Origin of the sequence: Nonomuraea sp. NPDC049141 (assembly GCF_040648415.1) — a bacterium.
Taxonomy (GTDB): domain Bacteria; phylum Actinomycetota; class Actinomycetes; order Streptosporangiales; family Streptosporangiaceae; genus Nonomuraea.
Genome location: NZ_JBEZDR010000016.1, coordinates 83,368 through 105,650 on the forward strand (window position 1 = coordinate 83,368; position 22,283 = coordinate 105,650).

At 70.2% G+C, this 22,283-nt stretch carries 19 protein-coding genes and 1 tRNA gene; 7 read left to right on the forward strand and 13 right to left on the reverse strand.

The window, feature by feature from the left end; all coding sequences use genetic code 11:
- The first annotated feature begins 50 nt into the window (after positions 1-50).
- The 4 genes from AB0B91_RS40395 to AB0B91_RS40410 all read left to right on the forward strand — a co-directional run bounded on the left by AB0B91_RS40395 (position 51) and on the right by AB0B91_RS40410 (position 4,298).
- Positions 51-932 carry a PhzF family phenazine biosynthesis protein gene (locus AB0B91_RS40395; RefSeq protein WP_358331720.1) on the forward strand — a complete coding sequence of 294 codons (882 nt, stop codon included), beginning with the start codon at positions 51-53 and terminating at the stop codon, positions 930-932.
- Positions 929-1,876, forward strand: coding sequence for an ornithine cyclodeaminase family protein (locus AB0B91_RS40400; protein ID WP_358331723.1), 948 nt, complete (start codon positions 929-931; stop codon positions 1,874-1,876). Before AB0B91_RS40395 ends, AB0B91_RS40400 begins: the two co-directional genes overlap by 4 nt.
- A gap of 100 nt (positions 1,877-1,976) precedes the next feature.
- On the forward strand, positions 1,977-3,185 hold the full coding sequence (locus AB0B91_RS40405) for an amidohydrolase (RefSeq protein ID WP_358331726.1): 1,209 nt from the start codon (positions 1,977-1,979) through the stop codon (positions 3,183-3,185).
- 213 nt (positions 3,186-3,398) lie between these two features.
- Positions 3,399-4,298, forward strand: coding sequence for an acyl-CoA dehydrogenase family protein (locus AB0B91_RS40410; protein WP_358331729.1), 900 nt, complete (start codon positions 3,399-3,401; stop codon positions 4,296-4,298).
- Here the strand turns inward: AB0B91_RS40410 and AB0B91_RS40415 are convergent.
- From AB0B91_RS40415 to AB0B91_RS40430, 4 genes are all read right to left on the reverse strand, one after another.
- Positions 4,268-4,438, reverse strand: coding sequence for a hypothetical protein (locus AB0B91_RS40415; protein ID WP_358331732.1), 171 nt, complete (start codon positions 4,436-4,438; stop codon positions 4,268-4,270). The genes AB0B91_RS40410 and AB0B91_RS40415 overlap by 31 nt on opposite strands.
- Before the next feature lie 63 nt (positions 4,439-4,501).
- Positions 4,502-5,032 carry a phospholipase gene (locus tag AB0B91_RS40420; protein WP_358331735.1) on the reverse strand — a complete coding sequence of 177 codons (531 nt, stop codon included), beginning with the start codon at positions 5,030-5,032 and terminating at the stop codon, positions 4,502-4,504.
- A gap of 118 nt (positions 5,033-5,150) precedes the next feature.
- On the reverse strand, positions 5,151-6,254 hold the full coding sequence (locus tag AB0B91_RS40425; RefSeq protein WP_358331738.1) for a Gfo/Idh/MocA family oxidoreductase: 1,104 nt from the start codon (positions 6,252-6,254) through the stop codon (positions 5,151-5,153).
- Positions 6,239-6,943 (reverse strand): ThuA domain-containing protein, encoded by a 705-nt coding sequence (locus AB0B91_RS40430; protein ID WP_358331741.1) that lies wholly within the window; start codon positions 6,941-6,943, stop codon positions 6,239-6,241. Before AB0B91_RS40430 ends, AB0B91_RS40425 begins: the two co-directional genes overlap by 16 nt.
- A 244-nt stretch (positions 6,944-7,187) precedes the next feature.
- Here AB0B91_RS40430 and AB0B91_RS40435 point away from each other — a divergent pair, with 244 nt between their 5' ends.
- Entirely contained in the window at positions 7,188-8,477 is a 1,290-nt protein-coding gene (locus AB0B91_RS40435; RefSeq protein WP_358331744.1) for a PHB depolymerase family esterase, read from the forward strand.
- A gap of 25 nt (positions 8,478-8,502) precedes the next feature.
- On the opposite strand, the gene AB0B91_RS40440 is transcribed toward AB0B91_RS40435, so the two are convergent.
- The 6 genes from AB0B91_RS40440 to AB0B91_RS40465 all read right to left on the reverse strand — a co-directional run bounded on the left by AB0B91_RS40440 (position 8,503) and on the right by AB0B91_RS40465 (position 14,784).
- Positions 8,503-9,228 carry a trypsin-like serine protease gene (locus AB0B91_RS40440; protein WP_358331747.1) on the reverse strand — a complete coding sequence of 242 codons (726 nt, stop codon included), beginning with the start codon at positions 9,226-9,228 and terminating at the stop codon, positions 8,503-8,505.
- A gap of 163 nt (positions 9,229-9,391) precedes the next feature.
- Positions 9,392-10,615, reverse strand: coding sequence for a formaldehyde dehydrogenase, glutathione-independent (gene fdhA / locus AB0B91_RS40445; protein WP_358331750.1), 1,224 nt, complete (start codon positions 10,613-10,615; stop codon positions 9,392-9,394).
- 56 nt (positions 10,616-10,671) lie between these two features.
- Positions 10,672-11,571, reverse strand: a complete 900-nt coding sequence (locus tag AB0B91_RS40450; protein ID WP_358331753.1) for an MIP/aquaporin family protein — start codon at positions 11,569-11,571, stop codon at positions 10,672-10,674.
- A 71-nt stretch (positions 11,572-11,642) separates the two neighbouring features.
- Entirely contained in the window at positions 11,643-13,388 is a 1,746-nt protein-coding gene (selB, locus tag AB0B91_RS40455) for a selenocysteine-specific translation elongation factor (RefSeq protein WP_358331756.1), read from the reverse strand.
- Positions 13,388-14,680, reverse strand: coding sequence for an L-seryl-tRNA(Sec) selenium transferase (gene selA, locus AB0B91_RS40460; RefSeq protein WP_358331759.1), 1,293 nt, complete (start codon positions 14,678-14,680; stop codon positions 13,388-13,390). The genes selB and selA overlap by 1 nt, the downstream gene beginning before the upstream one ends.
- Before the next feature lie 12 nt (positions 14,681-14,692).
- A tRNA-Sec gene (locus tag AB0B91_RS40465) sits at positions 14,693-14,784 on the reverse strand.
- Between the two features lie 66 nt (positions 14,785-14,850).
- Here AB0B91_RS40465 and selD point away from each other — a divergent pair.
- Together selD and AB0B91_RS40475 are read left to right on the forward strand one after the other, a co-directional pair.
- On the forward strand, positions 14,851-15,855 hold the full coding sequence (gene selD / locus AB0B91_RS40470; protein ID WP_358331763.1) for a selenide, water dikinase SelD: 1,005 nt from the start codon (positions 14,851-14,853) through the stop codon (positions 15,853-15,855).
- Positions 15,856-16,034: 179 nt separating this feature from the next.
- On the forward strand, positions 16,035-17,231 hold the full coding sequence (locus AB0B91_RS40475) for a right-handed parallel beta-helix repeat-containing protein (protein ID WP_358331766.1): 1,197 nt from the start codon (positions 16,035-16,037) through the stop codon (positions 17,229-17,231).
- 111 nt (positions 17,232-17,342) lie between these two features.
- On the opposite strand, the gene nrfD is transcribed toward AB0B91_RS40475, so the two are convergent.
- Genes nrfD through fdh form a run of 3 tightly spaced genes read right to left on the reverse strand, consistent with a single transcriptional unit; the run spans position 17,343 to position 22,226 of the window.
- Positions 17,343-18,248 carry an NrfD/PsrC family molybdoenzyme membrane anchor subunit gene (gene nrfD, locus AB0B91_RS40480; RefSeq protein WP_358331769.1) on the reverse strand — a complete coding sequence of 302 codons (906 nt, stop codon included), beginning with the start codon at positions 18,246-18,248 and terminating at the stop codon, positions 17,343-17,345.
- Entirely contained in the window at positions 18,245-19,042 is a 798-nt protein-coding gene (locus tag AB0B91_RS40485) for a 4Fe-4S dicluster domain-containing protein (RefSeq protein ID WP_358331772.1), read from the reverse strand. Before AB0B91_RS40485 ends, nrfD begins: the two co-directional genes overlap by 4 nt.
- Complete coding sequence (gene fdh / locus AB0B91_RS40490) at positions 19,035-22,226, reverse strand: formate dehydrogenase (RefSeq protein ID WP_358331775.1); 3,192 nt, start codon at positions 22,224-22,226, stop codon at positions 19,035-19,037. The genes AB0B91_RS40485 and fdh overlap by 8 nt, the downstream gene beginning before the upstream one ends.
- Positions 22,227-22,283: the final 57 nt, after the last annotated feature.

The window sequence follows — 22,283 nt, forward strand, 5'->3', positions numbered from 1 at the left end:
ACGGAATTATCGGCATTCTCAATGAAGAGACGGATCCTTACGCTGACCGCATGACCGGTTACCACCACGTCGACGTCTTCGCCGACCGGCCCTACACGGGCAACAGCCTCGCCGTCTTCGTCGATCCGCCGCCGCTCGACGCGGAGCGGATGCTCCGGGTGACGCAGGAGCTCCGGCACTTCGAGACGATCTTCGTGCGCACGCAGGACGCTCCCGGCGTCGTGCGGGCCCGCGTGTTCGACCTGCTGGAGCAGCTCGACTTCGCCGGGCACCCGGTGCTGGGGGCAGCGGCCGTGCTCCACGAGCTGGCGGGCGCCGAGCCGGGCGAGGAGCGGGCATGGACGTTCGAGCTGAAGGCAGGGACCGTGCGCGTCACCACGTCCGGCGAGCGGCCTGGCCAGGTGTCGGCGCTGCTGGACCAGGGGCGGCCCGTGTTCGCGGCGGAGAAGGCCCCGCTGGAGCGAGCGGCCGCCGCCGAGGCACTCGGCCTGGCCGAGGACGATCTCGACGACGAGCTGCCGCTGGAGATCGTCTCCACGGGCCTGCGCTATCTCGTCGTCGCGGTGCGCGACGGTGACGCGCTGGCCAGGGCCCGCATCCGCCACCCGGACTTCGGCGGATTCCTGGAACGGCTGGGCGCCCAGTTCGCCTATGTCCTCGACGCGGTGGCGGTCGAGGGCAGGCACTGGAACAACGACGGCGTCCTGGAGGACGTCGCCACCGGCAGTGCCGCCGGGTGCGTGGCGGCCTACCTCCTGCGGCACGGGAGGGCCCGCGACGGCCAGGAGCTGTCGCTGGCACAGGGACGCTTCACCGGACGGCCCAGCAGGATCGCCATCACCGCCCACGGGACGGCCGACGACGTGCGTCGCGTCACCGTCGGCGGCGGCGTGGCCGCCGTCGGCACCGGCTCGTTGCGGGTCCTGCCGTGAAGGTGTACGGCGCGGACGCCATCAGGGCCGCCATCGGCCTGGACGAACTCGTCGAACCCGTGGCGCGGGCCTTCGCCGACTTCAGCGAAGGGCTGGGCGAGGCACCGATCACGGTGTTCGCGCCGGCCGGCGACCAGGGCGACGTGCACGTCAAGTCGGCGTGGATGCCAGGCCGGTCCGTGTTCACCGTCAAGGTCGCGGCCTGGTTCGCCGCCCGCGCGGCCGGCGGTCTTTCGCCGTCCAGCGGGTTCGTCGCCGTCCACGACGCGACCACCGGAGACCTGCGCGCCCTGCTCGTGGACGAGCACCACCTCACCGACGTCCGCACCGCCGCGGCGGGAGCGGTGGCGACCCGGCTGCTGGCCCGGCCGGACGCCGCCACCGTGGCGGTCCTCGGCACAGGGGCCCAGGCGCGACTGCAGGTCCTGGCCGCGCGAGCCGTACGCCCGATCGAGCACGTGGTCGTCTGGGGCCGGCGGCCCGACGCGGCGCGGGCCCTGCGCGAGGCGCTACTGGCGGCCGGTCCGCCGCTCACGGTGTCGGTGGCCGACCATCCCAGCGACGCTGTACGGCGGGCCGACGTGATCGTCACCGCGACCGGCAGCCGCCGGCCCATCCTGGAGGGCGCCTGGCTGCGGCCAGGTCAGCACGTCACCGCCGTCGGCGCGGACGACGACACCAAGGCCGAACTCGACCCGGCCTGCTTCCACCGCGCCGACGTGCTGGCCGTCGACAGCCGGGAGAGCACCCCGCTGCACGCGGGAGACCTGCGGGCCTCGGGCAGGGCGCCGGACGTCGAACTCGGCGACCTGCTGCTCGGCCGCCACCCCGGCAGGACGTCCACCTCGCAGATCACCGTCGCCAAGCTCGTCGGCCTGGGCATCCAGGACCTCGCCGCCGCCGAGACCGCGCTCCGCCTGCTCGAACGGGAGACAACCCCGTGATCGCCCGCACCTGGATCGGCCGCGTCCCCGCCCGCCACGTCGAGCTCGTCCCCTCCTTCGTCGTCGAACACCACCACGTCACACACCGGAGCGGAGAACAGTGAACGTCGCCATCACCGGTGGACACGTCGTCCCCGTTGACGGTGCCCCCATCGACGGGGGCACCGTGCTCATCGCCGGCGGCCGCATCACCGCCGTCGGCCCTGCCGCCGACATTCCCGTGCCGGCAGGGACGCCCGTGCTCGAGGCGCGCGGGCAGTGGGTGCTGCCCGGCTTCGTCGAGGCGCACGCGCACATGGGCATCGGCGAGGAAGGAGAGGGTGACCTCGGCGAGGACCTCAACGAGAAGGGCGAGCGCAACGGTGCCCGCCTGCGCGCCCTCGACGGCGTCAACCCCGCTGACCTCGGCTTCCTCGACGCCCTGTCGGGAGGCGTCACCACGGCCGTGATCCTGCCCGGCTCCGCCAACCCCATCGGCGGCCAGGCCGTGGCCGTGAAGACCTGGGGTCGCACCGCCGACGACATGGTCCTGCGCGACCCGGTCGGGGTGAAGAGTGCGCTCGGTGAGAACCCCAAACGTTCGTACGAGGGCTCGACCAGGATGGGCACCGCGGCGGCGATCCGCGACGCCTTCCTGCGGGCGCGTGAGTACCTGGTCAGGCGCGATCCCTTCGACCCGGGGCTGGAGGTGCTGGTCAGGGTGCTCGATCGCGAGTTGCCCTGGCTGCAGCACGTCCACCGGGCCGACGACATCGCCACCGCCGTACGGCTGGCCGACGAGTTCGGCTACCGCCTGGTCGTCAACCACGGCACCGAAGCCCACCTCATGGCGGACCTGCTCGCCGAGCGGGACATCCCCGTGGTCAGCGGGCCGCTGATCGGTACCAGGAGCAAGGTCGAGCTGCGGCAGCGCACCCTGCGCAACCCGGGCGTGCTGGCCGCCGCCGGCGTGCGGGTGGCGATCACCACCGACCACTCCGTCGTCCCGATCCACTTCCTCGTCCACCAGGCGACCTTCGCCGTCAAGGAGGGGCTCGACCGCGACACCGCACTACGCGCCATCACCACCACCCCCGCCATGATCATGGGACTGGACGACCGGGTGGGCGCGTTGCGCCCTGGTCTCGACGGCGACGTGGTGCTGTGGTCGGGCGACCCACTCGACGTGATGAGCCGCGCACTGCGGGTGCTGATCAGCGGGCGCGAGGTCTACCGCTACGACCCGGGTACGGCGAGCGGGATCAGGACCGATCCGTCGACCGTTCAGGAGTCATACCGGCGCCTGGCCTCCTCCACCGCCGGCAGGTGATCGTCCCACCTGCCGTGGACTAACTCGGGCGGAATTCTCGACAACGTGCCACTTACGTGATCTGACGGAGTAAGAGCGCCGACGATCACGAACAGGAGCACCTGGAAATGAGCGATGCGCCACGACTGCACACCGCCGGCACCACACCGCTGAACCGAGCCCGCGACCTGCGCCCGCTGATCGAGCGCGAGGCGGCGGCCCGGCTGGGTGGTCATGGCCACCACCCTGGAGAACGGTACGGCCGGCGCCTACCTGGGCGACGAGGCCGTCGAACGGATCTTCCAGGGCCCGCGGATGCCAGTCTTCGCGGGCCAGGGCACCCGGCCGGGCACCGCCGTACGCGAGAACGGCGGTTTCCGCCTCACCGGTCAATGGGGCTTCGCCTCGGGCATGCCGCACGCACAGTACGTCCACAGCCTGGGCGTCATCGAAGGCACCGGCGAGGCCCGGATCTTCATCACCCCGCTCGAAGACGTCAAGCCGCTCGGCAACTGGGACGTCCTGGGCCTGCGCGCGACAGGCAGCATCGACTACGCCATCGACGGCGCCTTCGTACCGGAATCGCAGACGCACCTCTTCACCCAGGACGAGCCGCTGCGCGGCGGCGCGATCTACCGGCTCGGCGTGCTCGACCAGGCGCTGATCTGCCACTCCGGCTGGGCGCTTGGGGTCGGCCGCCGGCTGCTCGACGAGCTGATCCGCTACACCGGGGCGCGGTCCGGGCGGCCCGGCCAGCTCGCCGGCAGTGACGCCTTCCACGCCGACTTCGCCCGCGCCGAGGCGGCGTTCCGCGCGGCGAAGGCCCTGGTGCACGAGACATGGGACGACACGGAACGCACTCTGGACTCGGGCCGGCGACTCGACGTACGTCAGGAGACGATGGTGCGGCTCGCCCTGAACCACGTCACGTCGACGGTCTCCGAGGTGGCCCGGTTCGTCTACGCCTCGGGCGGCACCTCGGCGCTGCGGGATGGGCTGATCCAGCGGCTGTTCAGGGACGTCCACGCCGGCACCGCGCACATCACCTCGGGCCCGCAGGTGCTGCGGGAGTGCGGCCGTGAACTGGCCGGCCTGGCCCCGGATCAGTCGTGGCTGCTCTTCGCTCTCGAATAACGCGAGACCACCAGCACGACGCCCATGGCCAGCGCCGCCAGCAGGTGCAGGCCGTACCAGTGCAGTTGCCGCAGGAGCACACCGCCGCGCACCTGGTAACTGGTCGTCAGGCCAACTGCCGCGCTCGCTCCATTCGGCATATTTCACCATAAAACGACCAAGGCGGGGATGCGGCAACGGCATCCCCGCCTTGGTCGTTCAGTTCACGCGTCGGCGTTCTGGGCGTTCAGCTCGGCGTCCCGCTTGACCCGCTGGATCTGCGCGTCCGTGACGACGAGGTCACCGAACTGCTTGACCGCCTGGTAGTACGTCCAGGCGAGGCCGTCACAGGTGGACTTGGACAGTCCCGAGTATCCGGCGCACACCTGCTTCATATCGAAATAGAATGCGCTGTCGATGCGATCCTTGTTCGCCGGGAATTGGCTCACGGCCTTGTAGTTTCGATAACCGAAATCGTGTCGCCTGCAGGGCATCCGGAAATCGAAGCCGAGTGGCTGGTCCGGGCTGCTGGAGCACAGGTCGGTGGACCAGTCGAAGGCGTAGTCCGCCCACGCCGCCTGGTTCTGCCAGGCGGCCCGCCAGGAGGCGGCGCTTGCGGCGGTGGGCTGGGAGAATCCGGAGAGTGCGGCGAGTTTCTGCTCCAGAGTCACCGCGTAGGCTGGTAGTGCGAATCCGAGGACGGCGATCAGGGAGAGGGCGACGGAGGCTAACGGCACGAGGGATCGTCTGACCATGAGGACCTGCTTCTCTTGCCAAGGTGCACCTGACGGTCCAACGATGAAGCGAAATGCCGCCTGACGCAGAAGCAGATCCTGCTTAATTTACTCGGAAAAGTTCGCCGACAACGGACCTTTACATCGAGTCGACATTCTGCAAAGGCTCGATCAGGTCCACCGGCGGGGGCCGTTCACAGGTGCTGGTGATGTTCACCGCCGCGCCGGAGTGCGCCGAGGTCAGCAGCGACTCCATGACGTCGAGCACGTGGTACGCCAGTGATCCACTCGTACGAGGTTCCTCGCCCGCGGGGGTAGCCGCGAAGTCGGCCAGGCCCACTCCGCGCCCGGCCCCGACGTAGCCGGCCGCCGCCGGAAGAGTCTGCCAACCGTCCCGCGCCTCCGAGAACAGGACGGACCCATCGAAGTAGTTGGGGTCGGGGACGACGAGCGAGCCCGCCTCTCCGTGTACTTCGATGTTGGGCGCCTTGGTCGCCGTCCCGTCGAAGCTCATCACCAGCGTGGACAGCGCTCCCGAGGTGTGCACGAGCACTCCGGTGACGTGCGTGTCCACCGTCACCGGGATCTCCTCGCCCTGGCGGGGGCCCGAGCCGATGGTGCGCTTGGCCCGCGTGCGGCTGGCCGCGCCGATGACCGACGCTACCGGCCCGAGCAGCGTCACCAGGCTGGTGATGTAGTAGGGGCCCATGTCCAGGAGCGGGCCGCCGCCGGGGGCGTAGTAGAAGTCGGGGTTCGGATGCCAGCGCTCATGGCCGGGTGTCATCATCGTCGCGGTCGCCGCGACGGGTCTGCCGATCAGGCCGTCGTCGATCGCCTTGCGCGCCGTCTGCGTACCGGTGCCCAGAACGGTGTCGGGCGCGCAACCCACGCGGACCTGGGCGACTTCGGCCGCCCGCAGCATCCGCGCGGCGTCCTCGCCGGTCGCGGCAAGGGGCTTCTCGCAATAGACGTCCTTGCCGGCCGCGATGGCCTGGAGCGCGATCTCGGCGTGGGCGGCGGGAATGGTGAGGTTGAGCACGACGCCGACGCGCGGGTCCGCCATCAGCTCCGCCACGCTCAGCACGTCGACCCCCGCATAGGGCCGCACCGCCTCCCTCGCCCGGTCAAGGTCCAGATCGGCCACGGCGACGAGCCGCAACTGCGGCAATCGGTCGATGGTCTGGAGATACTGCGCCGAGATGGCACCGCACCCCACGATGCCCACGTTCACCGGCTGGCCCACAGCATGCCCCTTTCGATGATGGTGCGCACGTTCTCGTCCTGCAGGACGTCAAGGCTGTGCCCCGGGGTCGCGACGAAGATCCGCCCGCTCCCCCACCGCCGGGTCCAGATGGCCGGCGAGGTGACCTCCCGATGCCAGGGGTCCCATGGGCGGACCTTCTGCGTCGTGGTCGCCAGCACGTCGATGTAGTCGTCCGTCAGCACCCAGTACTGCTCGGTCACCAGGCCGAAGTCCGTGATACCCGCCGTGATGGGGTGATCCCCCGCCTCGGGCGGCAGGTTCACGGTGTACGGCACGTAGTTGTCGGCCTGCGAGCCTTCCCGCTCGGCCGGATCCTTGCCCGGATGGCAGGCGAACTGCCCGCCGATGAGATGCAGATAGTCGGAGGAGTTGCGGAAGGAGTCGGCGATGCCACCGTGCCAGCCCGCCATCCCGGTGCCCGACTCGATCGCGGCCCGCAGGCCGTTGAACTCCGCGGGCTCGATCGTGCCCATCGTGTAGCACTGCACGATGAGATCGACATCGGCCATGAACCCGGGATCCGCGTACGGCGCGGGCGACTCCGCCCGGTGCACCTCGAACCCCTGCTTTTCGAGGAAGGGGATGAACAGCTCGGTAGCCGCGACCGGAGCGTGCCCTTCCCAGCCGCCTCGCACCACCAGAGCCTTCCGGCCGTGATCGTCCGTCATGCTTCCACCCATCCGCTCGGCAATGGACGACTCTGATCATCGCATTCCATCCCAAAACGGCCTAAAGGGAGGTCACGGACACCCGGCCATCGGTCCGAAAGTTTCAAGCTTCTTGCCCTCGCTAGCTGAGCCTTCCCAGGTCACTTGCTCGCCAGATTCTACGGTCCACGTGGACTCTTGTCTCTCGAAATATTTTTGCGAATACTCCGAATATTTCGGGCCGCATCGAGAGAACGGGAAGCGGATGAGGATAACCACCAGAGTGCTCGGCGCCGCGATCGCCGCCGCGATATTCGTCGTCGCCTGGCTGACCATGGCCTCGCCGGCGTCGCCGGCCTCACTCACCGAGGTGACCAACTTCGGCACCAACCCCAGCGGCCTGCGCATGCACCTGTACGTACCGAACAACGTCGCGGCCCGGCCGCCGATCCTGGTGGCCGTGCACTACTGCACCGGCTCCGGGCCCGCCTTCTACTCCGGCACCGAGTTCGCCTCGCTGGCCGACAGGTACGGATTCATCGTCATCTACCCCTCCGCCACCAGGAGCGGAAACTGCTTCGACGTCTCCTCGCCGCAGGCGCTCAAGCACGACGGCGGCAGCGACCCGGTGGGGATCGTGTCCATGGTCAAGTACGTCGAGCAGCACAACAACGGCGACCCCGCCCAGGTCTACGTGACCGGCGCGTCCTCGGGCGGCATGATGACGAACGTGCTGCTGGGCGACTACCCCGACATCTTCAAGGCCGGGGCGGCGTTCATGGGAGTGCCGTTCGGCTGCTTCGCCACCACCGACGGCTCCGGCTGGAACAGCGCCTGCGCCAACGGCACCATCATCAAGACCCCGCAGGAGTGGGGTGACCTGGTACGCGGAGCCTTCCCCGGCTACACCGGGGCGCGGCCGCGCATGCAACTGTGGCACGGCACCGAAGACGCCACGCTCCGCTACCCGAACTTCCAAGAAGAGATCAAGCAGTGGACCAACGTCCACGGGCTCAGCCAGACCCCCGCCTTCACCGACCACCCGCAGTCGACCTGGACCCGGACCCGTTACGGCGGCACCGGCACCAACGTCGCCGTCGAGGGCGTCAGCCTCCAGGGCGTCGGGCACAGCCTTCCGCAGGGCGGCATGGCCGCGTCGGTCATCCAGTTCTTCGGTCTGGACGGCGGATCCCCCGGCACCCCGACCCCGACTCCGACGCCCACCCCGACGCCGGGCGGGGCCTGCCGCGTCACCTACACCATGAACACCTGGAACACCGGATTCACCGCGTCCGTCACCATCACCAACACCAGCGCGTCCCCGATCAACACCTGGGCCCTGGCCTTCACCCTCCCCGGCGGGCAGACGGTCACCTCCGCCTGGAGCGCCACCATCTCCCCCTCCAGCGGCCAGGTCACCGCCAGGAACGTCAGCTACAACGGCACCATCGCGGCCGGGGCATCCACCAACTTCGGCTTCCAGGCCACCCACAGCGGTAACACCGGCAAACCCATCTCGTTCGCCCTCAACGGCACAACCTGCGGCATCGCCTGACGTGGTGCGGAGCCGACGGCGTACCTCAGGGAAGCTTGACGAACTTGCCGAGGAACTGCCGGGCCGTGACGGTGTCCAGACGGTAGTCGAAGTTGGTCGCCTTGCAGAAGTCGTCGGCTCCGCTGACGGTGGTGGCGATGAGGAGGTGCGAGGTGGGACCGCCCAGGAAGTTCGGGCCACCCGAGTCGCCGAAGCAGGTGCTTCCGTCGCCCTTGGTGCGGTTCACCGACAGGTCGAGCCACTTGCGGGACAGAGCCTCGAAGGAGATGGAGGTCTGCTGGCGGACATCGGAGTAGGCGAAATGGCGCGCTTTCCGACCCACCGCGCCGTACCCGACGGGGGTGAACTGCGCCGTCTTCAGCTTGTTCTCCGCCTTGAGACGGCTGAGCAGCCCCGCCGCCGGCAAGGAAGCCGGCTTGATGCCCGGGATGGCCGTCTTGAAGATGACGACGGCCATGTCATGAAGCTCAGAGCTGTCCTTGAAGCGCGCGTCCTGCACATAGCGACCGGTGTACGTCTTGTCCCCACGCTGGTACTGGCCGTCGAAGGAGACCCGGGCGGTCTTCTGGCCGCGCTCTCCGCAGTGGGCCGCGGTGAGGAAGACGGTGGGCGAGATGAGCGTTCCGGTGCAGTAGCTCCACGTGCCGTCGGAGTGCGGCTTGCCGGCGATGAGGGCGCCCACCTCCGGATGGACGTTCCCGTCGGCGGAGCCGTGGGTGATGGCCGACGCGGGAGCGGCGATACCCACCATGAATGCCAGAGGAATTAGGACAAAGGGGACAAAACGCATGCGGGAACTGTAAGTTGTGTCCGGCCTCCGCGCCAAAGAATGTGGGAGAAGATTTACCTACGGACTGTCACACACGACGCGCTGCGAGCGGCGCTGCACACCGCTCGCAGTGGAAACCCTGTCGCTAGGACGACCTGGCGAGCATGCCGTGCGGGTCGAGCACGTACTTGCGCGCGGCCCCCTCGTCGAACTCGTGGTAGCCCCGCGGCGCGTCGTCCAGCGGGATCGCCGTGGCGTTGACGTTCTTCGCGATCTGCACCCGGTCGTTCAGGATGGCCATCATGAGCTGACGGTTGTACCTCATGACCGGGCACTGGCCGGTGACGAAGGAGTGCGACTTCGCCCAGCCGAGGCCGATCCGGATGGACAGCGAACCGTGCTTGGCCGACTCCTCGCGCGCACCGGGGTCGCCGGTGACGTACAAGCCCGGGATGCCGAGCGCGCCACCCGCCCGGGTGACGTCCATCAGTGTGTTGAGCACGGTGGCGGGGTGCTCCTCCTCCGATTCGTGTCCGTGACCGCGCGCCTCGAACCCGACGGCGTCGACGGCGCAGTCCACCACCGGCTCGCCGAGAATGTGCTCGATCTGGTCCTTCGGCTCGCCCAGGGCCACGTTGATGGTCTCGCAGCCGAAGGTGTGCGCCTGGTCCAGCCGCTCCTTGTTCAGGTCGGCGACGATGACCACGGCGGCACCGAGCAGGAACGCCGAGGTCGCGGCGGCGAGCCCGACCGGGCCGGCGCCGGCGATGTAGACGGTCGATCCCGGTTTCACCCCCGCGCTCACGCAGCCGTGGAACCCCGTCGGGAAGATGTCCGCGAGCATGGCCAGGTCGAGGATCTTCTCCATGGCCCGGTCCTTGTCCGGGAACTTGAGCAGGTTCCAGTCGGCGTACGGCACCAGGACGTAGTCCGCCTGCCCGCCTACCCAGCCGCCCATGTCGACGTAGCCGTACGCCGAGCCGGGCCGGTCGGGGTTGACGTTCTCGCAGACGCCGGTCTTACCCTCCTTACAGTTGCGGCAACGGCCGCAGGCGATGTTGAACGGCACCGACACGAGGTCACCGATCTTGATGAACTCCACGTCGGGACCGGTGTCGACTACTTCGCCGGTGATCTCGTGGCCGAGGATGAGGCCCTGCGGAGCCGTGGTGCGGCCGCGGACCATGTGCTGGTCACTGCCGCAGATGTTCGTCGCCACCGTTTTGAGGATGGCGGCGTGCGGTAGTTTGCGCCCTACGTTGGCCGGGTTGACACCCGGGCCGTCCATGAGCTCGAATTCGGGATAGTCGGTCTCGCGTACCTCGACCTTGCCTGGACCGTCGTACGACACGCCCCTGTTGCCGGGCATGACGATCCCTCCCTTGTACGAAATGACGGATATTCGTTCGCTCACTTGGTCACGAATCACCTCCTATGTCCGAGGTGCCAGCGGCGGCGGCCTCCGTGCCCCACCCGGTCACGGATCTCTTCGTCGTGCGGCTGCCGGGCCGCCGGGATGTCACCCGCGACACCCTGCGCGGCCTCGGCCATCTCGCTCCGCGGCTCCCGCGCGCCGACGATCTCTCCGGCCGTGCCCTGTTCGGCCGTCTCCGGCAGCTCCCGGAGCGGGCGCGCGACCACGTCGTACACCACGACGGCCAGCACCGCGCCGATGATCGGGCCGGCGACGTAAACGCCGTACAGCGCCCATGGCGCGCTACCGCCGAACAGAGTGGTCGTCAGGTACGGCCCGAACGTACGGGCCGGGTTGACGGAGCCGCCCGTCAGCGGGCCGAGCACGAAGATCTCGCACGCCACGGCCAGTCCGATCATCCAACCGGCCCAGCCGGACGGCGCCCGCCGGTCGACCGCCATCGCCATGATCGTGAGCAGCAGCAGGAACGTCCCCAGTGCCTCCAGCAGAATGCCCTGCCCGTAGCTCACGCCCGGGCCGAGTGCGGTCAACCCGACGCCCTGGGTGACGGCCCGCCGGCCGAACCCGCCCACGATCAGCAGGCCGCCGGCGAACGCGCCGACGAGCTGGGCGACGATGTAGAACGGCACCTCGGCCCACGGGAACCTGCGTCCCGCGGCCAGGGCGATGGTGACCGCCGGGTTGATGTGCGCGCCTGACGTGCTGCCGAACGCGTAGATGACGAGCGCGACCACGATGGCGAACGACAGCGAGATGATGCCCAGCGCGGCATAGTCCAACCGGCCGTTCCCCATGACCAGCGCGGCCACTACGGAGCCGGCACCGAAGAGCACCAGCAACATCGTTCCGATGGCTTCCGCGACGAGACGTCGCGGCAGGTCTCCAACCATCGCAACCCCCCGATGACGATGGTTTATCCCCAAATTCGAATATATACCTGACATCCTGAAAAGGAGCCGTGTCAGAGACAGCGGCGATGGACCTCGTCCACGCGCCGGGTGAGCCCGCTCCGGTCGAGGTGTTCGAGCAGCGGCACCGCGACCCGCCGGCTGGTGTCGAGGGCGCGCCGGGCCTGGCTCACGGTGAAGGGCTGCGGCAGATGGCTCAGCACCTCCGCCGCCCGGGCGTCCGCGCCGGGCAGCAGCACGATCCCGTCGGTGACGCGCAGCAGCCGCCCGGCCCGTACGGCCGCCGCCACCTCCCGCGAGCCCAGCCCCAGTTCGGCCAGCCGCCCGGCCTCCGGCGCCTGGAACGGGTGCGCCGACAGCTCCACCCTCAGCCGCTCGACCGCCCGGGCGACCGGCGCGGGCAGGCCGGAGGGCCCGGTCATGATCCGGCCCTCGGCGAGGGTGAGGGGTGGCCGCACCAGCGCGGCGACCAGTTGCCGGTCGGGCAGGCCGAGCTCGTGGCGGGCGGCTTCGAGGGGCATGCCGGTCTCCAGCGGGTGTTCCACGGCGTACCGCCGCGCCGTAGCCGTGAGCCGCTCGGCCAACTCGGCCCAGTGCTCGGGATCGGCGTACCAGTCCCCGCAGACCGGTCCCGCGCCGGACGTGCCGGTCATCGCGATCAGGTCGGCCGCGCGTAGAAGCCCGTGGATGTGCAGGGCAGAGGCGGCGTTCGGTGCGGCCGACTCCAGCAGCGCGGCGTGCTCCCGCGCCGCACCCCGGCGGTCGAGCGCCGGCGGGCGTACGTCGAGCACGCTCGCCCCCGCCAGCACCCGTACCTCCGCCCGGTCCCGGCCGGGGTCGCGCAGCAGCAGCACGTCTCCGAGGTGCAGCGGGAGCGGACGGGCCAGGCGCAGCCGTACGAGGCGCCCACCGAGCATCCGCACCTCACACCCCACCGCCGCCGACCCGATGTGCGCGATCAGCCGCCGAGGCAGCCGCCGCACGTCCCGAAAATCCCCGACGGGAGAGATCCGGACGTCGACCAGGTCCGTGTACGTCCACCGGCCGGGCGTGACCAGCGCCCGGCCTCGCTCAGGCAGCCCGTGACCACGCAGGTTGACCGCCACCCTGGCGACGCCGGCCACCGAGGACAGGGGCTCCTTCAGAGCCTCCAGCGCCCGCACCCGTACCGACTCCCCACCAAGCGCCAGCTCGTCACCCACCGAGATGGTGCCCGCAGACAGGGTCCCGGTCACCACCGTCCCACTGCCGGTCACGCTGAACGCCCGATCGATCCACAGCCGCACCGGCGCCTCCGGATCAGGCGCGGGAAGCCCGGCGACCAGCCGGTCCAGCGCCTCCCGCAGCTCCCCGAGCCCCTGCCCGGTCCGCCCGCTCACCACCACAGCCTCAAGCACACCAACGGTCAGCCGAGTACGCGCCTGTTCGAGAGCCGTCCCCGGATCGGCGAGGTCCGCTCGGGTGACCACGAGCAGGCAGTGCCGCACGCCGAGCGCCTCCAGCGCCACCACATGCTCCTCGGACTGCGGCATCCACCCCTCATCCGCGGCCACCACGAACATCACCGCCGGCACCGGTCCAACCCCGGCCAGCATCGTCCCGAGAAACCGCTCATGCCCCGGAACATCCACAAAGGCAAGGCGCCGCCCCGAGGGCAGCGTCGTCCACGCGTACCCCAGCTCGATCGTCAGCCCGCGCCGCCGCTCCTCCGCCAGCCGGTCGGGCTCCATCCCGGTGAGCGCCCGCACCAGCGTGGACTTGCCATGGTCGACGTGCCCCGCCGTGGCCACGACGTACATCAGCCGCCCACCCCGAGGATCGCCCGCACCACGTCTTCGTCGCGCTCACCGGGAACAGTACGGAGATCGAGCAGCAACCGCCCGCCCTCGATCCGGCCGACCACCGGCGGCTCACCGGTCCGCAGCGGCGCGGCGAGCCGTTCGGGCAGGCTCACGGCGGCGCTCGGCAGCGTCACGCCGGGCGCCCCGCCACCCCCGACGGCGGCCTGGCTCGGCACCGCCCGCGCGTCGACACCCGCGTCGGCGAGCCGCCCAGCCAGCACCGCGGCCCGGCCACCGAGCGCGGCCGGGTCGGCATTCAACGCCCGCCGAACGGGCACGGCGGGACCGCGGAGCGTGGCCTCCAGCGCGGCCAGCGTCAGCTTGTCGACCCGCAGGGCGCGGGCGAGGGGATGCCGCCTGCACCGTTCGACCAGGTCACGGCGGCCGAGGAGGAGACCCGCCTGCGGTCCGCCGAGCAGCTTGTCGCCACTCGCCGTCACCAGATCCGCCCCGGCCGCCAGTACGGTCGCCGCGTCCGGCTCGGCGGGCAGCAACGGCTCGCGAACGAGCAGGCCGGAACCGATGTCGGCGACAACCGGCACGCCAAGCCCGGTCAGCTCCCCCACCTCGACGGAGCCGGTGAACCCCTCGATTCGGAAGTTCGACGGATGGACCTTGAGCACGCATCCGGTCTCGGGCCCCACGGCCGCCGCGTAGTCCCGGTAGGAGGTGCAGTTGGTGGTACCCACCTCGCGCAGCCGCGCCCCGGTGGAGCCGAGCAGGTCGGGGATGCGGAACCCGTCACCGATCTCCACGAGCTCGCCCCGGCTGATCACGATCTCCCGCCCGGCGGCCAGTACGGTCGCCACCAGAACGAGCGCGGCCGCGTTGTTGTTGACGACGAGCACGTCCTCGGCGGCCGGCACGGCCCGGGCGAGCGCGTCCAGCGCACCCCGCCCGCGACGGGCCCGCGCGCCGCTCTCCAGATCGAACTCCACGTCGGCCGCACCGGCCGCGGCGACCATCGCCTCGATCGCGGCAGACGACAGGGGCGCCCGGCCTAGGTTCGTGTGGACCAGCACGCCGGTCGCGTTGATCACCGCCCGCAGGCTCGCGGCCTGCGGCGGAAGCGCCGCCACCGCCGCGTCGGCGACCTCCTCAGGCCCGATCTCGCCACTCCGCGCCCGCTGCTGCGCCCACGCCACCGCGTCCTTGACGACCGACCGCCCCAGCCGCCCGCCCGCCGCGACCAGCCGAGGATCGGCGAGTACGACATCGGTACGCGGTACGTGCCTTCGTGGGTCCACCATTCGAAAATAAGACGGAGGCGGACGGGAATCGAACCCGCCAGGCCGAGGACCTCGACCTCGTCGGTTTTGAAGACCGCGGGGGCCACCAGGCCCCAGACGCCTCCAAGGGGAAACCTACTCGTTCAGCGGGGTATGAGCTGAAGCGCCACACCCGTACCTGTGAGGACGCCATGACACGATCCACCGAGACGGTCCGGCTGACGCAGTACGCGCACGGTGGCGGCTGCGCCTGCAAGATCCCGCCGGGCGAGCTGGAAGCTGTGGTGGCGGAGCTTCACGCACATGACCCCGGCGCCGCAGGGGAGCTGATCATCGGGCTCGACGACGGGGACGACGCAGCCGTGGTCCGCATCGACGGCGACCGGGCGATCGTGGCCACCGCCGACTTCTTCACCCCCGTCGTGGACGACCCCTACGACTGGGGACGCATCGCGGCGACCAACGCCCTGTCAGACGTCTACGCGGTCGGCGGAGAGCCGCTGGTGGCGGTCAACCTGCTCGGCTGGCCCCGGGAGAAACTCCCCTTGGACCTGGCGAAGGAGGTCCTGCGCGGCGGCTTGGACGTGGCCCGGGCCGCGGCCTGCCACGTCGCGGGCGGCCACAGCGTCGACGACCCGGAACCGAAGTACGGCATGGCCGTCACCGGCCTGGCCGATCCCGCGCGCCTACTGCGCATCAACGGCGGCCGCCCCGGCCTGCCGCTCTCCCTCACCAAACCGCTCGGCATCGGAGTGCTCAACACCCGGCACAAGGCGACAGGCGAGGTGTTCCCGCAGGCGGTCGCGGCGATGACCACCCTGAACCGCGACGCTTCAAGAGCCGCACTGGCCGCCGGAGCGGGATGCGCCACGGACGTGACCGGGTTCGGCCTGCTGGGCCACCTGTACAAGCTGGCGCGGGCGAGCGGCGTCACGGCCGTCGTCGACGTGGCGGCCGTACCGTACCTGGAAGGGGCCCGTGAGGCGGTACGCGACGGCTACATCAGCGGCGGCACCCGCCGCAACCTCGACTGGGTCCGTCCGTGGCTCGACCCCGGCAGCCTTGGCGAGAACGACCTGCTCCTCCTCGCCGACGCCCAGACCTCCGGCGGCCTGCTGGTGGCCGGAGAGATCCCCGGCGCGCCGATCATCGGCGAACTGATCCCCCTGAACGGCCCCCACCTGCAACTCCGCTGACCTTATCCCGCGGTACTCGTGGTTGAGAGAATCTTGGGCAAGGAAGCCTGCACCTGGCCGCCGCCCAAGGCGATCCACGAAAAGCCGACACGTGTGATCAATCTGACATTCCTCTCAATAGCCACGCATTTCATACTGATCTTGCACGTAAACGATCTTTATCCCCCTGGAGACGAAAAGTGCATAAATCGGTATTCACCCTGGTCTCGGCCACCGTCCTGGCCCTGGCCGCCACCGGGATCGCCGTCATAGCGCAACCGACCCCCGCCGAGGCCGCCCGCAAGGAGGTGCAATGCACCGGGACGGACGACGCCACGACCATCAACAACGCCATCAAGGCCTCGAAGGCCGGCGACGAGATCGTGATCTTAGGCCGCTCGGTGACCGCGGACGAGCCGGCCGTGTGCGTCATCAACAAAACCATCGTGCTGCGCGGAGATCGCACGTACCGCGGTGACTCGCGCACCGGCCTGAGGATCAAGCAGGCCGACAGCGTAAACCTGCCCGCCCTGCTGGCTTCGGACACGTGGGACGCGGATCAGGCGTACTCCGGCAACCCCATTCGCGTCGAGCGGCTCACCCTGGACGGCAACCGCGCCAAGAACGCCACCGGGACCGTCGGCCTGATGCTGCGCTCCTGGGGCAGCAGGATCTCGGACATCCAGATCGAGCAGACCTCCTCGGACGCCATCCGTCTGAGCAACCCGTCGAAGAACGGGACGACCATCGACTCCGCCACCAACACGATGGTGAACGGGGTGATCAGCGACGTCTACATCACCGGCTCCGGCGGCGCGGGCGTCAAGGTCCTCGACCCGGACGGCGGCGTGATCACCGACTGGACGTTCACCCGCTCATGGGTACGCGACAGCGGCACCAGCGCCGTCGAATCGGACAACGCCGCCGGCTGGCTCCTCAGCGACCTGCACCTGTACGGCAACGCGAGCAGCGCCCTCGACCTCAACCGCTGCTTCGGCACGTCGATCCAGGGCAACTACATCGAGGACTTCGGCTACAAGGCCACCACTGCGGAGGCGTGGTTGTACGGCATCCGCTGCGTCGTACAGGAGGGGGCGACCACGACGATCTCCAACAACAAGATCCACAACTTCCGCGACGCGGGCAAGACGCCGCCGACGGGCCCCCATTACTACTACATCGCCGTGGATGGGGTGGAGTCGGGCGCCGGGAACGTGGTGGTCACCGGCAACGCCATCCTGGGCAACGGCACCGCCGATCAGACAGGGCTGCAGTACGAGAAGAAGAGCGGCGCGTCGCTGACCGTCGCCTCCACCGGGAACCTCGTCAAGAACGTGACCAAGCCCCTGGTCAAGGCGCCGAACGACGCGACGGTCACGGTGACCGCGGGCCTCTGACCCATCTGCTCTTCACGGCCTCCCGCCACGTGGCCAGCGCGCATGCGGCCGCACACGGCCACCCGCCGCATGCGCGCGGCCCCTGCCGGAGCATGACCCCATCGCGCTGTTCTAGGCGTCGAGGCGCTGCCGCTGCGGAATGACGGTGTATTTCGGGTCGGCGGCCGACGCTCTGCCCGCCTCCAGGATGCCGAACCGAGTACACAGCGCACCCGCCGTCAGGGCGAGACCGGAAAGCGCGGTGAGGGCACGGCCGCGCCCGGCGACCGCCGCGAGCAGCCCGCCACCGGCCGTCAGCACCCGGGCCGAGAGCATCATGCGCCCCGCCTTCCCCACCCGGTACGGCTCGCCGGCCAGCCCGAGCCGACGTTCCATCAGCATGCCCGCGACACTCTCCACGACGGCCCCGACCACCGCCACCACCCGAGCCGGCCCCGCCTCCGCCCGAGGGGTCGCCAGCATGCCCACCGCCCCGGCGCTGGCCAGCGCGCTCCCGGCGAACAAAAACGGCAGCTCCCGATAGGCCTCGTGCCAAGCGGGTACGGCGGTGTCGGCGACCACGACGGCGGTGTAGGTGGCGGTCAGCGGGCCGGTCAGGCCGGTGGCGAGGGCCGCCGCGTCGCCCACGACGGGCAGGATCCCGGTCAGCTCGGTCGAGGCCGCGACCGCCGACAGCCCGCCCTGGGCGGCCAGGAGCCAGGAGCCCAGGCTCATCGGCGAGGTGGGCTTGAACACGCGGAACATGTTGAGGAACCGTGAAGGCCTGCCCAGTTCGGCGATGAGGAACCCGGTTCCGGCGGCGGCGCCGATCGCCGCCGCGACCCGGGCGGTGCGCGCCAGCCGATCGTGCCCGGTGAACCCGGCCATGACCGCCATCACCGACGAAGCCCCCGACAAACCCCCCGCATAGAGATATGTCGGCATATGGGGCTCGTGCCAGACGGGGGCTTTGAGCACCGGCCGCCCGTAGTAAGACCGGAACTCCGCCTCCGGCACCATCGACCGCTCCCGCGTCACCGCCGCACCCCTTTGACCGAACCCACGAAGGCCACCGCCACCGCCCCGGCCAGGGACAGCGCCGCTGCCCCCGCCCAGCGCCACATGTCCGGCAGGTCGCGGGTGGTCACCACGGGATCCGGCGGCAGCCCGTACACCTCAGGCTCGTCCAGCAGGAGGAAGAACGCGCCCGCGCCGCCCACCCCGTCGTCCGGGCTCTCGCCGTACAGCCGGGCCTCGGTGTGCCCGTCGGCGCGCAGCCGTTCCACCCGCTCCTCCGCCCGGTCGCGGAGCTCGTCGAGCGGGCCGAACTGGATCGAGTCGGTCGGGCACGCCTTGGCGCACGCCGGTTCGAGGCCGCCGCGTTGCCGGTCGTAGCACATGGTGCACTTCCACGCCCGTCCGTCACCCTCCCTGCGGTCGATCACGCCGTACGGGCAGGCCGAGACGCAGTAGCCGCAGCCGTTGCAGATGTCCTCCTGGATCACCACCGTGCCGAACTCGGTGCGGAACAACGCGCCGGTCGGGCAGACGTCCAGGCAGGCGGCGTGCGTACAGTGCTTGCACACGTCCGACGACATCAGCCACCGCTCCACGCCGTCATCAGCGCTGTCGCCGGGCGCCCGGACCGACTGCTCGATGAAGGCCACGTGCCGCCAGGTGCTCGCCCCGAGCGCCCCGGTGTTGTCGTACGACGTCGCCTCGAACACGAACCCGTCGTCGGGCAGCTGGTTCCACTCCTTGCAGGCCACCTCGCAGGCCTTGCAGCCGATGCAGACGCTCGTGTCGGTGAAGAAGCCCATCCGCTCAGCCATGGCGGTAACCCTCCAGCAGATCGAGCATCGCCCGGCCCCTCGGCCGCCTGCCGGGCCGTACGTCGCAGGTCATGGCCTTGCCCTCCTGAATGTGGACGTTCGGGTCGAGCACCAGCGGCAGCAGGTCGTTGGCGACGTCGCCGGTCACCAGGCCGCCACCGCCCCAGCCCCAGTGGTACGGCAGGCCGATCTGATGGATCACCCGGCCCTGGATGCGCAGCGGCCGGACCCGGCCGGTGACCAGCACTCTGGCCTCGATCACGGTGCGGGTGGTCACGATCGTCGCCCAGCCGCCGTTGACCAGCCCCACCTCGGCGGCGAGCCGCGGGGACACCTCGCAGAACAGCTCCGGCTGCAGCTCGGCCAGGTAGGCCAGCGGCCGGCTCATGCCGCCCGCCGTGTGGTGCTCGGTGAGCCGGTAGGTGGTCAGCACGTAGGGGAAGCGCGGCGACTCCGGCGGGTTGTAGGGGCTCTCCGGCCGCGAGTAGATCTCGCGGGCGGGGTTGGCCTGCTGGGCGTACAACGGGTTGCCGACCGGCGACTCGTGCGGCTCGTAGTGCGCGGGCAGCGGTCCGTCGGCCAGCCCCGCCGGCGCGTACAGCCAGCCCTTCCCGTCGGACTGCATGATGAACGGGTCGATCCCGGCCAGCGCGGCCTCGGCCTTGGCGCCTTCGGGCGGCACGTAGTCCGGCGGCTTGCCCTTCTCGAAGTCGGGCACGTCGTGGCCGGTCCACTCACCGCGTTCGGTGTCCCACCAGACGTAGGCCTTGCGCTCGCTCCACGGGCGGCCCTCCGGGTCGGCGGAGGCCCGGTTGTAGAGGATCCGCCGGTTGGCCGGCCAGGCCCAGCCCCATTCGGGCGCCACGGGGGACTGCTCCCGCCCCGGCCGGCGCCGGGCCGCCTGGTTGACCTCGTCGGCATAGACCCCGCAGTAGATCCAGCAGCCGCAACTGGTCGACCCGTCCGGCTTGAGCTGGGTGTTGGCCGACAGAGCCCGCCCGTCCGGGCCGACCCCGTTGATCTCGCGGAGCACCGCCGACGCCGAAGGATCCCGGTGCACACCCTCCTCGGGATAGTCCCAGGTCAGCTCGCGCAGCGGCCGGTCGATCTCGTCGCCGGTCAGCCGCTGCCTGACCAGCCTGCCGAGGTGGTAGTAGAACCATAGGTCGCTGCGGCAGTCGCCCGGCGGGTCGAGCGCCTTCTCCCGCCACTGCAGCAGCCGCTGGGTGTTGGTGAACGTGCCTTCCTTCTCCACGTGGCTCGCGGCGGGCAGGAAGAACACCTCGGTGGCGATGTCCTCGGTCCGCATCTCCCCGGTCTCCAGCTCCGGGCCGTCCTGCCAGAAGGTGGCCGTCTCCACCAGCGTCAGGTCGCGTACCACCAGCCAGTCGAGGTTGGCCAGGCCGAGGCGCTGCGCCCGGCCGCCGGAGGAACCTACGGCGGGGTTCTCCCCGATCACGAAGTAGCCCTTCACCGTCCCGTCGATCTGGGCCATCACGGTGGCGTAGTGGCCGTGGTCGCCGGTGAGGCGTGGCAGGTGGTCGAAGCAGAAGTCGTTCTCCTCGGTGGCCGCCTCCCCCCACCACGCCTTGAGCAGGCTCACCAGGTAGGAGCGCCGGTGGCCCCAGAAGCCCTTCTCGCCGCCCTCGCGGGCCAGGTAGTCGGCCAGGCCCTCGTGCCGGTGGGCGTGGGGCATGGACAGGTACCCGGGCAGGAGGTTGAACAGCGTCGGGATGTCGGTCGAGCCCTGGATGCTCGCGTGCCCGCGCAGCGCCAGGATGCCGCCACCGGGCCGGCCCATGTTGCCCAGCAGCAACTGGAGGATCGAGGCGGCGCGGATGTACTGCGCGCCCACCGTGTGCTGGGTCCAGCCGACCGAGTACACCCAGGCGGTGGTGCGCTCCCGGCCGGAGTTCGCGGTGATCGCGTCGGCGAGCTCGGCGAAGTCCGCGCGCGAGATGCCGCACAGCCGCTCGACCAGCTCTGGGGTGTAGCGGGCGAAGTGCCGCCGGAGGATCTGGTAGACGCAGCGCGGATGACGCAGCGTCGGATCCGTCGCCGCGCTGGGATGCGCGGCGGCACCGCCGGAGCCGTAGGTGTCCGCCCCGGCGGCCGCGGCGTGGTGCCGGCCGCCCTCCAGGTGCTCGCCCGGCGCCTGCTCGCCCGTCCCCTCGTACGCCCAGCTGCTCGGGTCGTACGTACGCGTCTCCGGATCGAAGCCGGAGAACAGCCCGTCGAGGTCCTCGGTGTCCCGGAAGTCCTCGGACACGATCGTGGCCGCGTTGGTGTAGGCCAGCACGTACTCACGGAAGTCCAGCTCATTGCGCAACACGTGGCTGATCAGCGCCCCGAGCAGCACGATGTCGCTACCCGCGCGGATCGGCAGGTGGCGGTCGGCCAGCGCGCTGGTCCGGGTGAAGCGCGGATCCACGTGGAACACCTTCGCCCCCCGAGCCCTGGCCTCCACCACCCACTGGAACCCCACCGGATGGCATTCGGCCATGTTGGAGCCCTGGATGACGATGCAGTCCGCACCCGCCAGGTCCTGCTGGAAGGTGGTCGCGCCACCACGCCCGAAGCTGATCCCCAGACCGGGGACGGTGGAGGAGTGTCAAATGCGCGCCTGGTTCTCCACCTGGATCGCGCCGAGGGCGGTGTAGAGCTTCTTCATCAGGTAGTTCTCTTCGTCGTCGAGCGTCGCCCCGCCCAACCCGGCGATGCCCATCGTGCGGCGCACGACCTTGCCCTCATGGGTCTGCTGCCAGGTCTCGCGCCGGGTCCGCACCACCCGGTCGGCGATCATCTCCATCGCGGCGTCGAGGTCGAGCCGCTCCCAACCGGTGCCGTGCGGCCTCCGGTACAGCACCTGGGTCTGGCGCCCGGGATGGGTGACCAACTGCTTGCTCGCCGACCCCTTGGGACACAGCCGCCCGCGCGAGATGGGCGAGTCGGGGTCCCCCTCGATCTGCGTGACGCGGCCGTCCTTGACGTACACGAGCTGACCGCAACCGACCGCGCAGTAGGGGCAGACCGACCGCGCGACCTTGTCGGCCTCTTGAACGCGGGGAGTCAGCGCGTCGGTACGGGCGGAGCGCGCGGCGTCGCCCCTGCCGTCCTCTCCCTTGAGCTGCCGAACCACCGGCCACCGGGAGAACCATCCCCCACCGGACACAATGCGAGCCATGCCCCGATATGTCCGGCCTAACCTCAGGCATGGGTGTTGAATCCAGCGTGCCGCAAC

Bases quoted from the DNA above. Each gene is read 5' to 3' on its own strand.
- AB0B91_RS40395 (WP_358331720.1), top strand. From the start codon at position 51: ATGACCGGTTACCACCACGTCGACGTCTTCGCCGACCGGCCCTACACG.
- AB0B91_RS40410 (WP_358331729.1), top strand. From the start codon at position 3,399: ATGGCCACCACCCTGGAGAACGGTACGGCCGGCGCCTACCTGGGCGAC.
- AB0B91_RS40415 (WP_358331732.1), bottom strand. From the start codon at position 4,438: ATGCCGAATGGAGCGAGCGCGGCAGTTGGCCTGACGACCAGTTACCAG.
- AB0B91_RS40420 (WP_358331735.1), bottom strand. From the start codon at position 5,032: ATGGTCAGACGATCCCTCGTGCCGTTAGCCTCCGTCGCCCTCTCCCTG.
- AB0B91_RS40430 (WP_358331741.1), bottom strand. From the start codon at position 6,943: ATGACGGACGATCACGGCCGGAAGGCTCTGGTGGTGCGAGGCGGCTGG.
- AB0B91_RS40435 (WP_358331744.1), top strand. From the start codon at position 7,188: ATGAGGATAACCACCAGAGTGCTCGGCGCCGCGATCGCCGCCGCGATA.
- AB0B91_RS40440 (WP_358331747.1), bottom strand. From the start codon at position 9,228: ATGGTGGGTATCGCCGCTCCCGCGTCGGCCATCACCCACGGCTCCGCC.
- fdhA (WP_358331750.1), bottom strand. From the start codon at position 10,615: ATGCCCGGCAACAGGGGCGTGTCGTACGACGGTCCAGGCAAGGTCGAG.
- AB0B91_RS40450 (WP_358331753.1), bottom strand. From the start codon at position 11,571: ATGGTTGGAGACCTGCCGCGACGTCTCGTCGCGGAAGCCATCGGAACG.
- selB (WP_358331756.1), bottom strand. From the start codon at position 13,388: ATGTACGTCGTGGCCACGGCGGGGCACGTCGACCATGGCAAGTCCACG.
- selA (WP_358331759.1), bottom strand. From the start codon at position 14,680: ATGGTGGACCCACGAAGGCACGTACCGCGTACCGATGTCGTACTCGCC.
- selD (WP_358331763.1), top strand. From the start codon at position 14,851: ATGACACGATCCACCGAGACGGTCCGGCTGACGCAGTACGCGCACGGT.
- AB0B91_RS40485 (WP_358331772.1), bottom strand. From the start codon at position 19,042: ATGGCTGAGCGGATGGGCTTCTTCACCGACACGAGCGTCTGCATCGGC.